This is a genomic window from Martinezella paranaensis, from assembly GCF_014200235.1.
Taxonomy (GTDB): Bacteria; Pseudomonadota; Alphaproteobacteria; order Rhizobiales; family Rhizobiaceae; genus Rhizobium; species Rhizobium paranaense.
Genome location: NZ_JACHBI010000004.1, coordinates 206,753 through 218,204, shown reverse-complemented (window position 1 = coordinate 218,204; position 11,452 = coordinate 206,753). Strand labels below are relative to the sequence as shown.

The 11,452-nt window shown below is 59.3% G+C and carries 11 protein-coding genes; 5 read left to right on the top strand and 6 right to left on the bottom strand.

All coding sequences use genetic code 11. From position 1 onward, the window contains the following. Positions 1 to 74 precede the first annotated feature (74 nt). The gene (locus tag GGD50_RS12265) at positions 75 to 743 is read left to right on the top strand and encodes a response regulator (RefSeq protein WP_107109707.1); all 669 of its coding nucleotides are present in this window, start codon (positions 75 to 77) and stop codon (positions 741 to 743) included. Beyond that, on the top strand, positions 733 to 2,148 hold the full coding sequence (locus GGD50_RS12260) for a sensor histidine kinase (RefSeq protein WP_107109944.1): 1,416 nt from the start codon (positions 733 to 735) through the stop codon (positions 2,146 to 2,148). The genes GGD50_RS12265 and GGD50_RS12260 overlap by 11 nt, the downstream gene beginning before the upstream one ends. A 39-nt stretch (positions 2,149 to 2,187) precedes the next feature. Here the strand turns inward: GGD50_RS12260 and GGD50_RS12255 are convergent, their stop codons facing one another. Both GGD50_RS12255 and GGD50_RS12250 read right to left on the bottom strand, forming a co-directional pair. Further along, on the bottom strand, positions 2,188 to 2,901 hold the full coding sequence (locus GGD50_RS12255) for a DNA helicase (protein ID WP_107109708.1): 714 nt from the start codon (positions 2,899 to 2,901) through the stop codon (positions 2,188 to 2,190). 317 nt (positions 2,902 to 3,218) lie between these two features. Further along, positions 3,219 to 3,899 (bottom strand): peroxiredoxin-like family protein, encoded by a 681-nt coding sequence (locus GGD50_RS12250; RefSeq protein ID WP_107109709.1) that lies wholly within the window; start codon positions 3,897 to 3,899, stop codon positions 3,219 to 3,221. A gap of 350 nt (positions 3,900 to 4,249) precedes the next feature. Here GGD50_RS12250 and GGD50_RS12245 point away from each other — a divergent pair, with 350 nt between their 5' ends. Both GGD50_RS12245 and GGD50_RS12240 read left to right on the top strand, forming a co-directional pair. Continuing rightward, a complete protein-coding gene (locus GGD50_RS12245) occupies positions 4,250 to 4,741 on the top strand; it encodes a GNAT family N-acetyltransferase (protein WP_107109945.1) in 492 nt (163 codons plus the stop codon). Between the two features lie 232 nt (positions 4,742 to 4,973). Continuing rightward, positions 4,974 to 5,237, top strand: coding sequence for a hypothetical protein (locus tag GGD50_RS12240; RefSeq protein ID WP_107109710.1), 264 nt, complete (start codon positions 4,974 to 4,976; stop codon positions 5,235 to 5,237). Between the two features lie 191 nt (positions 5,238 to 5,428). Here GGD50_RS12240 and GGD50_RS12235 read toward each other — a convergent pair whose 3' ends face one another. From GGD50_RS12235 to GGD50_RS12220, 4 genes are all read right to left on the bottom strand, one after another. Beyond that, positions 5,429 to 6,310, bottom strand: coding sequence for an ABC transporter permease (locus GGD50_RS12235; RefSeq protein WP_107109711.1), 882 nt, complete (start codon positions 6,308 to 6,310; stop codon positions 5,429 to 5,431). Positions 6,311 to 6,323: 13 nt separating this feature from the next. Continuing rightward, positions 6,324 to 7,142, bottom strand: a complete 819-nt coding sequence (locus GGD50_RS12230) for an ABC transporter ATP-binding protein (RefSeq protein ID WP_107109712.1) — start codon at positions 7,140 to 7,142, stop codon at positions 6,324 to 6,326. A gap of 109 nt (positions 7,143 to 7,251) precedes the next feature. Beyond that, entirely contained in the window at positions 7,252 to 8,265 is a 1,014-nt protein-coding gene (locus GGD50_RS12225) for an ABC transporter substrate-binding protein (RefSeq protein WP_183937750.1), read from the bottom strand. A gap of 234 nt (positions 8,266 to 8,499) precedes the next feature. Next, entirely contained in the window at positions 8,500 to 9,513 is a 1,014-nt protein-coding gene (locus GGD50_RS12220; protein ID WP_183937747.1) for an ABC transporter substrate-binding protein, read from the bottom strand. A gap of 1,310 nt (positions 9,514 to 10,823) precedes the next feature. On the opposite strand from GGD50_RS12220, the gene GGD50_RS12215 reads away from it, so the two are divergent. After that, positions 10,824 to 11,282 carry a helix-turn-helix domain-containing protein gene (locus GGD50_RS12215; RefSeq protein ID WP_107109714.1) on the top strand — a complete coding sequence of 153 codons (459 nt, stop codon included), beginning with the start codon at positions 10,824 to 10,826 and terminating at the stop codon, positions 11,280 to 11,282. Positions 11,283 to 11,452 lie beyond the last annotated feature (170 nt).

Genomic DNA, 11,452 nt, shown 5'->3' with positions numbered 1-11,452 from the left:
CTCGCCGCTGGCGAGATAGGTGTCGGGCGGCCCAAAACACTCGCAACACCCTGCACTTGCTGTATACTCGCCCCATGAGGCTCCTGATCGTCGAAGACAACCGCGAACTGGCGTCCTGGCTCGGCAAGGCGCTGCGTCAGGCACAATATGCCGTCGACATCGCCTATGACGGCGAGGACGCCGAACATATGTTGAAAGTGGCGGGTTACGCAGTCGTTATCCTGGATCTGTCACTGCCGAAAATCGACGGGTTGACGCTGTTGAAGCGGTTGCGCCAGGGCGGCAACAAAGTGCCGGTCATCATCCTGACCGCCAATGCCAGCCTCGACGGCCGCGTTGCCGGGCTCGATAGCGGCGCCGACGACTATCTGGCAAAACCTTTCGAAATCGCCGAGCTGGAAGCCCGCGTCCGCGCGGTCGTCCGCCGCGGCCATGACCGCGCCGCGCCCGAAATCGCCGTGGGCGACCTGCTCTTCGACGGCGGCACGCGGCAGTTCTTTCTCGGCGGGGAAACCCTGGCGCTCACGCCTCGCGAACATGCCGTGCTCGAACATCTCATGATGAAGGTCGGCACGACGGTCACCAAGACCGCGCTCTCCGAAAGCGTCTTCGGCTTCGACGATCTCGCCGATACCAGTGCCATCGAAATCTACGTGCACCGCGTCCGCAAGAAGCTCGAAGGCAGTGCCGTGCAGATCGCCACGCTGCGTGGCCTCGGTTACCTCCTACGCCATGCGCAATGACGAAAGCCGCCCCCGCAAAGGACATTTGCGCCGCGCCGTCGCAGGGCTGAGCTCCAGCCTGCGGGCGCAACTTTTTGCCTGGGTGGTGCTGACGCTGATCGGGGCGATCTGCATCAATCTCTATCTCAGCTTCCACTCGGCGAATGCCACTTCGGACCTCGTCACCGACCACACGCTGCTTGCCTCAGCCCGCGTCATCGCCGAAGCCGTGCATGTCGACGGCAACGGCACCGTCCAGGTCGATATCCCACCGGCTGCGCTGGAGATGTTCGATACGGGCTATGGCGATCGCGTCTTCTATCAGGTGGTGACCGCCTGGGGGAACCTCGTCGCCGGCTATCCCGATCTACCGCAGCCAAAGAAACCGCAGGTCGGTGAAGACACGGCATTTCGCAACGATCAGGTCCGCGTGATGATGCTGAACCACCCGATCGTCGGCCTCAGCGAAGACAGCACGATCTCCGTTACCGTCGCCGTCACCCATAACAGCCAATACGCCATGCGTCGCAGGCTGTGGCTCTCGGATTTCACCAAGCAGCTCGTGCTCGTGCTGCTCGCCGGCCTGGTCACCATCATCGGGCTGCAGCGCGGTCTGGCGCCGGTACTCCGGCTGCGCGATGCGGTGCGCGAACGCGGCCGCCAGCGGCTGGACCCGCTGGAACCGGACATGGTGCAGAGCGAGCTGCGCCCCCTGGTCCATGCCCTCAACGATCATATGGAGCGGGTGCAGAACCAGATGGCGGCACAGCGTCGCTTCGTCTCCAACGCCGCTCACCAGTTGCGCACGCCGCTCGCGCTGATCTCGACGCAAGCAAGCGTGGCGGCACGCGAGGATGATAATGCCAGGCGCGACGAAGCGTTGACGGCGTTGCGCTCCAGCACGCGACAAGTGACACGGCTGGCGAGCCAGCTTCTCACCCTCTCGCGGGCCGAGCCCGGCAGCCGCCGTCCGCGCAGCGACACGATCGACCTCGTCGCGACCGCCCGACAGGTCCTGGAGAACCTAGCGGAGGAGGCCCTGAGGCGCAACATCGACCTGGGACTGGAGGCCGATGATGCGCCGGTTCATGTCGAAGGCGACGGCACCATGCTGCGCGAAATGCTGGTTAATCTCGTCGACAATGCCCTGCGGTATACCCCCGCCAATGGCCGGGTCACGGTCGGCGTCCGGCGCGATGATGACAGCGCCTTGCTGTGGGTGGAGGACAACGGTCCGGGTATCCCCGAGGCCGAGCGCGGCCAGGTGTTTGAGCGCTTCTACCGCATCATCGGCACGGAACCAGAGGGCAGCGGCCTCGGGCTCGCCATCGTCCGCGAAGTCGTCGACGGCGCCGGCGGCACGATAGCGCTGAGCGATGCGACCGGCGGCGGCCTACTGGTGACGGTAAGGCTGCCGGCGGTTTGATCGATTCCCAACTGCCGGCAACCGGATTAAGCGGAACCGCTACCCAGCCACCTGAAGCTGGACTTCGCCCCTGTTCAGGAAAAATGTCTTGTCGAACAGCGCCAGATCCAGCGGATTGGGCAAGCGGACATCCTCCAGACCAGGATAGGCTTTCGCCGACGGATCGTAGGACCGGTCGATCTGCGAGAGGAAGACGATGATCAAACCTCGCTCCTGCGCAAAGGACCTCAACGCCCGAACCTGCACCATCAATTCCGGCTTCTGCCGGTTCTGGTCGAGTATTTGCAGGTAATCGATGACGACAAGCGTTCCCTCGGGCGCCGACGCCAGTTTGTCGACAATATAGTCGGCGCTGATCGCGTCCGAACTGTCAAATTCGAACAAGCCTTCAAAAAGCTCGAACTTAGCGCCGATCACCCGGAAACGATCGAGAACATCACTTTCGGTATCTTCCAACGTGAAGAAGGCGCCCCGATTGCCGGATTTCATCGCCTCGACCGCCAGCCTGAGGCTCATCAAGGTTTTACCGTGGCCACGGCGGGCGCCCAGAAGCACCAGATCGCCACGGTCCAATTGAGCGAACATCTCTTCGGCTGACGTGGTCGTCTCGGCACGCGCTGCGAGCAAGCTCCAGCCGCGGAAACCTTCTTCGACTGCTATCCGGTCAAGTGCTTCGTGCAAGGGAATGTTCTCCTCGCGCGACATGAGCCGGGCTTTACGCTTCAAACGATAGATTGGGCCAGAAAGCCTCATGTGAAAAACCTCCTATTGCGAGCAACGACCGCAACCCCTCCTTATGCTTGGCGCCCGAACAGTCGGTTCGATGATCGATCAGCCCCGCATGAATGATACTTTCCCAGATGGAGGGGGGAGGCATGGGCTTTGCCGGAATCGGACCATAAGCTGATTCTCGTTCGGTGAAAATTGCGCGATTGGGGACCAACCATCACCCGGCGGTTCCGCCGCATATGGACCCAGCTTTGCGCCAAGAGCGGTCATCGCCCGATCAATGCGTCACGCCGCCCTCATTCGACATCGCGCAGCAACGCCGGCAGACGGTTCGCTGCAGGTTAGCGTCCAAGGTCGCTCGCGGCGGCGATGATCTCCGCTGCCGTCGGGAAGATGGAGATGCTGTTCGGTCCGTCCAGCGCCTCAATTTGTACCCAGCGGATTGTGCCGTTCGCATCGACCAGGAAGTGGCCGACGAGCTGGGTAGCGTGGTTCGCGAAGATCGCATTATCGGCTTCATCAAGCTCGAAGCGGTCCTTGGCGTTGAGTATCGTGTTGGCTTCCATCGGGTGTAGCGGTTCCGGCAACTCGCCTGTGGGGTTGATGCGCGCCGCCTGGAACTGCGCCATCGTCGCGCTATAAGGCCATTCGGGCTGCTCGCTGCTCCCATCGGGCAGGAACTCAGCATACGGCACACCGTAGGCCCGATGTGTGCGGCAGTCCGGATCGCAAAGTAGCGTTACTGGCGTCGGACGGTGGCGGAAATACAGGCGAGCGCGTTCCACCGGCGTGTTGATAACGGCCACAGTCTCCACCCCGGCAGCGCGCAGGGTGGGCTGAATGCCGGCGAGCTGTTCTACCTGACGCCGGCAGAACGGACAGTGCAGCCCGCGAAAGAAACCGATCAAGAACGGGCGATCGCTCAAGTCGGCGAAAGAGACCGTTCCGTCGAAGTTGGCCGTGGCTAGCGCGAACGCGGGCGCGGTTTCTCCAGGTTGCAGCGGGCGCTTTTGGTCTCCCATGGAATAATTCCTTTCTCGTATCGTCCAAGATGAAACGACCGAAATTGAACTATATCACTTGTCGCAAGAAGGCCCACCGCCCGATGTTGATCGCCGAGAGTGGCCAGGCACGCTGCTCACCGCTCCGACCGGTGTCAAAGCTGCCCCCGCATCTTGCCTCTTCGGCCGGTAGAAGGTCCAAGAGCCCGTAAGGAAGAACAGGCGGAAGGTCGTCACTTCCGGAATGTGCCAACAGCGGACGAACCACGAAGGGACTAGGCGCCGAAACGATACAATCGGGAAATAGAGATGACATGGTTTGCCTGCCGATATTATGGTGCGCAAGCGAACCGGCGGATAGGGGCCCCTTTATGTCTCGGCAGATCAAGACCAACGCGCGCGACGACGCCTTTGCGGTGCGGCGCGCTGTCTTTATGGACGAGCAGGGCTATGAGAACGAGTTCGATGGCATCGACGACAACCCTTCCTGTGTACATGTAACCCTCTATATCGATGGCGAGCTAGCCGGGTGCTCACGCCTGTTCCCCGAGCTACTGGAGCGCGCCCTTGCGCCCGATAGGCCACCGTCGCCCACATGCACGTTCGACGAGGGCGTGATGGCAGGGGAGACGTACCTGCTGGGCCGCGTAGCCGTGATGCCGGCGTTTCGCCGCCGGGGTTTGGCGAGTGTGATCATCGCTGCGAGCGACGAGGCCGCGCGCGAGGCCGGCGCCAAACTGGTGAAGCTGCATGCCCAGGAATACGCGCACGATCTGTACGCCAAGCAGGGCTATACGCAGATCAGCGATGTCGATTGCGAGGACGAGGGCCAGCCGCACCTTTGGATGGCCAAGCGGCTGTGATCGCGGACAGTTCCCTCAGCAGCAGATCAGACAGTAGGTGTCCCCACCGCTCCGTGTCCACCATAGGACAACTTCAACAGAGGCGACCCGGCGCAGGTGCCGCTTTAGGGCCGGAAGCAGGCGAGAACATCGACATCTCTGCCATTTGCGACGATGCGCTCCGCCCATCCGGGTAATATCAATGTGATCAATCGAGGCGTAGTGTTCCATTTGGCTTTGAGAGGAGGATGCTATGCCTACCATATTGGCCTATCACGACGTCAAAGACGTCAAACACTGGCTTGCTTCACCACGCCGTAAAGAGGTTTTCGAACCCCTCGGGTGCGCAAACATACGCACGTTTATCGATCCGCAAGCGTCGAACCGAGTAGGCCTAGTCATGGACGTTCCCGACATGGACCGCTTGGCGGAATTTATGAAGTCCAAGGCAGCGGCGGATGCGATGGAGTATGACGGAGTATTGCCGGAGACCTTGGTGATCCTCGTTCAATCGTAGCGGGGATGCTGAAGGCATTTTGGCGGATGGAGTTTCTGGCGACGCGGTGACGACTGCTGCAGAGTTCCGGAAAATTGTTCCCATAAGCGTCTTCGCATAGCCGTCGTCCACGCCGGGGCGGCCAACTGGCGGCAAAAAAGAGGCCGGGTGGGGGTGCCCGGCCTTGGGAGGAAACTGAATGCCTCGATGGCTTATTGCACGTCCATGTGCTGCTGCGGACGCCATCTGGTGATGCGGTTTTCGACAAGCGTCATCACGTATTCGGCGCCGAGCGTCACCACCATCACTAGGATGATCGCGGCATAGAGGCCGGCGGCATCATAGGTGCCCTTGGCGATCGAGATCAGGTAGCCGATACCGGCAAGCGAGCCGACGAATTCGCCGACGATCGCACCGATGATGGCGAACGAGAAGGAGATGTGCAGGCTTGCAAAAATCCAGCTCATCGCCGACGGCAGGATCACATTGCGGGTAACCTGCCAGTTCGAGGCGCCGAGAATGCGGGCATTGGCGATCATGTTGCGGTCGGCCTCGCGAACGCCCTGGAAAGCGTTGGCGAACACGACGAAGAACACCATGATGAAGGCAAGCGCGACCTTGGAGGCAAGGCCGAGGCCCATGATCATCACGAAGATCGGCGCCAGCACGACGCGTGGGATCGAGTTGATCGCCTTGATGTAGATCGACAGGATATCGGAAGCCAGCTTGTTGCGGCCAAGCGCCACGCCGACGAGAACGCCGGTGACCGAGCCAATGACGAAGCCGATCAGCGCTTCTTCCATGGTGACGCCGAGATGGTACCAAAGCGAGCCACTTTCGGTGCCTTCGCTGATCCAGTCCCAGAGGCGCAACGCAATGCCATAGGGGCTGGAATAGAAGAACGGATCGATCCAGTGCAGATCGGACGCGACCTGCCAAAGGCCGAGGATGGCAAGGAGAATGCCGACTTGCCAAGCCACGACAACGTACTTGCGGCGGGCGAGCGCCTTCAGCGCTGCAGCTTCGATTTCCGCGTCCGAGGTACCGGCGCGGAAGATCGGGGCATTGCCTGTTTCGAGGGCTGTGTTTGCCATGATCAATCCTCCCTTATGCCGCTTCCGCGGCGCGGCGATAGCTGGTCTCGACCTCTTCGCGCAGGTCATCCCAGATCGTCTTGCAATAATCGATGAAGTTCTGCTCGTAACGGATTTCCGAGACGACGCGCGGACGCGGCAGGTCGATCGTATAGACCGACTTCACCGTCGCCGGGCCTGCCGTCAGCACATAGACTTTGTCGGCGAGCGCCACGGCTTCTTCAAGGTCGTGCGTGACGAAGACGACAGACGCCTGGCGTTCTGCCCAGAGCTTCAGGAGCTCTTCATGCATGACCGTACGGGTCTGGACATCGAGAGCCGAGAAGGGTTCGTCCATCAGTAGGATTTCCGGCTCGTTGATGAAGGTCTGCGCCAGCGAAACGCGCTTGCGCATGCCGCCCGAGAGCTGATGCGGATAGTGATGCAGGAACTTCGAGAGGCCAACGCGGGCAAGCCAGTCCTTAGCGCTCTTTTCGGCTTCCGCCTTCGACTTGCCACGGAACAACGGGCCTGACATCACATTGTCGATGACGTTCTTCCAGGGGAAAAGCGCATCCGTCTGGAAGGCGAAGCCGACGCGTGGATCGATGCCGCTGACGGGTCCGCCCATCAGTCGAACTTCACCGGCGCTGGGTTTGGCCAGCCCGGTGACGAGATTGAGCGTCGTCGACTTGCCGCACCCGGTCGGGCCGACGACGGCGACGAACTCGCCGCGTTCGACGGTCATGTTGAAATCGCGCAGTGCCGTCAGCGACTTGCCGGTTGGGGATACGAAACGGCGGCTGACATTGATGAGCTCGATCGCCGGTGTACGGCGTTCATCCTGTTGCATGGTGCTGATCCTGACGCGTGCCTTCGGGGCGTGCACGCAAAGCCCAGTGAACTGCAAAGTCTCTTGAACTACCGCTTCCGGAACCGGCCGGAAGCGGCGTTATGACTGCTTACTTGACGTTCTTGACGAATTCCGTCGTGTAGGTCTTCGACAGGTCGATCGTCTTGCCCTTCACGTTCTTGGAGAACTGCGAGAGCACGGCGAGAACGGTCTTCGGACCATCTTCCGGCATCACGCCGTCGGCCGTGAACATTTCCTTGCCGGCGTCGAGAGCCTTGATGTAGCCCTCCTTGTCGCCGACGTAGAAATCCTTCGGCATCTTTTCGGCAATCTCGGCCCCGGAATGGGTGTTGATGAAGCGCAGCGTCTTGACGAAGGCGTTTGCAAGCTTCTGCACTTCTTCCTTGTGACCATCGACCCATGCGGCATCCATATAGAGCGACGCGGCCGGGTAAGTACCGCCGAGCGCGGCCTCAGTGCCCTTCAAGGTTCTGAGATCGACGAGAACCGAAGCTTCGCCAGTCTTCAGCATGCGCGAGATCGTCGGTTCGGTGGTCATGCCGGCCTGGATGGCGTCCTGCTGCATGGCAGCGATGAAGGTCTGGCCGGCACCGACCGGAACCGGGGTGACGTCAGCCGGCGATAGGCCTGCCTTTGACGCCATGAAGAGCGTCAGGAAGTTGGTGGATGAACCGAGGCCGGTAACGCCGACGCTCTTGCCCTTCAAATCGGCGAAGGACTTGATTTCCGGATGCTTGGCCGACACCAGCTCGACTTCGCCCGGCGCCTGGCTGAATTGCACGACCGATTCGATGAACTTGCCCTTGGCCTGCAGGTCGACGCAGTGATCGTAGAAACCGACGACGCCCTGCACAGCGCCGGCGAGAAGCTGGTTTTCGGCATCGACGCCGGCGGATTCGTTCAGAAGCTCGACATCAAGACCTTCATCCTTGAAGTAGCCGAGGGATTCCGCCAGCTTGGCCGGCAGATAGATCTGCTTTTCATAACCGCCCACCATGATGGAGATCTTGTCGGCGGCATGCGCCGCTGTCGCGCCGAGGGATGCGGCGGTCATGACCAGCGAAAGGGCTACGGTATGAAAAAGCGTGCGCGATGAACGCATGAATGTCTCCTCCTGTTAGGATGCCTGCGTCACATGTATTCGCGCACGGCATGTGCTTCCTCCACGAAGCTTGGCAAGCCTAGCGCGGGCAACCTTTCAGTAAGCTTTCAGCGGAAATTTCGCGGGACGGCAGTGCGATTTTTTTCGCAGCGCCGCCTGCAGACAGGGTCGAGACGGATAATCCGAGGCGATCGCCGCCGCCGGCATTTGCCGGAAGCGGCACGATGGAACGCCTTACTTGGCGTTATTTACGAACTCCGTCGTATAGGTCTTCGACAGGTCGATCGACTTGCCCTGAACATTCTTGGAGAACTCGGAGAGCACGGCAAGCACGGTCTTCGGCCCATCTTCCGGCATCACGCCATCGGCGGTGAACATCGCCTTGCCGTTTTCGAGCGCCTTCACGTAGCCTTCCTTGTCGCCGACATAAAAGTCTTTCGGCATCTTGTCGGCGATCTCGGCGGCGGAATGTGTGTTGATGAAATGCAGCGTCTTGACGAAAGCGTTCGCAAGCTTCTGCGTCTCCTCCTTGTGATCCTTGACCCACGACTCCTGCATATAAAGAGACGCGGCAGGATAGGTTCCGCCCAGAGCGGCCCTTGTTCCGTCCATTGTGCGCATGTCGATGAGGACCTTGGCCTCGCCGGTCTTCAGGAGGCGCGAGACCGTCGGCTCGGTGGTCATGCCGGCCTGGATGGCGTCCTGCTGCATGGCGGCGATGAAGGTCTGGCCGGCGCCGACCGGAACGGAGGTGAAGTCACCAAGCTTCAAGCCGTTTTTCACCGCCAGATATTGCGTCAGGAAATTCGTGGAGGAGCCGAGGCCGGTCACGCCGAGGTTCTTGCCCTTGAAATCGGCAGGCGACTTGATTTCGGGATGCTTGGCCGACACCAGTTCCACTTCGCCGGGCGCCTGGCTGAACTGCACGACGGATTCGACGAATTTACCCTTTCCCTGCAGGTCGATACAGTGATCGTAGAAACCGACGACACCCTGAACGGCGCCGGCAAGCATTTCGTTTTCCGCATCGACGCCCGCAGGCTCGTTCAGAAGCTCGATATTCAGACCTTCGTCTTTGAAGTAGCCGAGGGATTCCGCCAGCTTGGCCGGCAGATAGATCTGCTTTTCATAGCCGCCCACCATGATGGAAATCTTGTCGGCGGCATGAGCCGCCGTGACACCGAGTGAGCTGCCGGCGATAACGAGGGAAAGGGCCGCAGAATAAAGGAACATGCCTGACGAACGCATAAATATCTCCTCCTATGGATGCCGAGCGCTTGATCGCTACCTCGACAAATGCTTCTTCCCGAAGCGGGACAGGCATGCATCAACAACCTTTCAGTGAGCTGAAAGGCGTCGGTTACCTTTGAAGCTGGAAGAGCATTGCGGTTCGCAATGCAAATATTTGCGAGTACCGGCGTTTTGCAATGCTTGTGCGAGTTGCATCACCAGCAATTAAAGCAGGAGTTTGTGGACGGCAGAGGAGTTCTGGTGGATCGTCGTGCCGCCGTGCTTGGACGGCCGGGGCTCGCTGACCCCCCTGCTGTGTTGGCATGGCGGGCCCCGCAAAAATAACCAATGAAGGTGGGAAAAAAGGACCCGCTGTTCTTGGTGCAGCGGGCCTAAGGACTCCAGCAACTTGTCCGGGCGCGGGCACGACCGGACGATGGGCATTAAGACCGTCTAATATAACAGGGTCAAGACGCGAATCCGACCAATTTTGGTAATGTCACTCAACCGAAAATAGAGTCGTCCGTTGCGAAATACGCTAGAGCGTTGATTTTATAATAAGAAATATAGCCAAGCCTATCTCGCAAAGAAAAAGCTTTCCCGTAAAAAATTTTTGCTTCCAACCCCGCTCGACTCCTCCAAAGGATGGGCAATTCCCTCATTGACATAGTTGAAAAGACTGACGTTACGTTAAGTAAGAAAAACTTAATGTAACGATCCGATGCCAATTGACCGCTTGAGGCGGCTAACGTGCACGTAAGATGCTGAGCAGCCACAAGAATATTTCGACGTCAATCTTCATCGCAGGAGCGGGATTGCTAATCCGGGAATAGGAGGAGCGCAGAACGGGTCATCGGATTGCGAATGATTTCGCCGGAAGCATTGTCGCAAACGGGCGAATATGATTTTGCGCGTATATTAGAAAACCATAGTATATTGGAATTTTTTTCCAAGAATCCACAGATAGTTTTCAGTATCTCCGCAACAATAGTGACCCTATACGATCGCTACTTCGCCAGTAACTGCCGTGCAAAACCGGCCTATTTTGCGGCTCACGCCAGTGTACCTAGCAAGGATAACCCGATAGGCCGCTGTACAATTTCAGGTCGTCATCAGCCTTTAGTCCACATTGACGCGAGGAATCTTTTCTGACGTTTATCTATCTGACGCTTGAAGGAAAAACTCTGGCGTCAGGACTTTTGGTTGAACTTTATCGACATTTAATACACACTGAACGGGCAGATTGGGGACGTGTCCTTGCCTCTTCCCCGGGCATCTGTAAGGTGGCGCCCGCTGGGGTACCCCCGTTCGAATGAGGAGATTGCGCAGTGAGTGCAAAAGTACCAAATCCGATTGACGCCTATGTCGGCTCACGCGTGCGCATGCGCCGGCTGATGCTCGGTATGAGCCAAGAACGGCTCGCCGAACAGATCGGCGTTACCTTTCAGCAGGTGCAAAAATACGAAAAAGGCACCAACCGCATCGGCGCCAGCAGATTGCAGGCGATCGCGGGGGTTCTGGCTGTCCCAGTCGCTTTCTTCTTCCAGCAGGACAATTCGCAGCCCCTGTCGACGGAAGGGCTGGGCGCCATCAGTGGCCTTGAAGATTTGTCCGATTTTCTGACGTCCAAAGAAGGACTTAGCCTCAACAAGGCCTTCATGAAAATCAACGATCCCACCGTCCGCCAATCCGTGCTGATGCTTATCAAGTCGCTGGCCAATGCCTCCGAACCCTCGGTCGTGCATGCGCCGCCTGCGGCCGAAGCTCCTTTCGGCCTCAGAAACTGATCTCCATGCCTCGCCCCGTTAAAACGGGTGAGGCGCGGATCTTGATCGAGGGGGCAGATTGTCCCCATATCGACGATCGCGGCATCCGCAATCGCAGAAAGTGCTTGAGCGCGATGCGTTCATTCGACCCTAGACGGATGGCTGCGACTTTTTGATCCAGAGCATTTTCC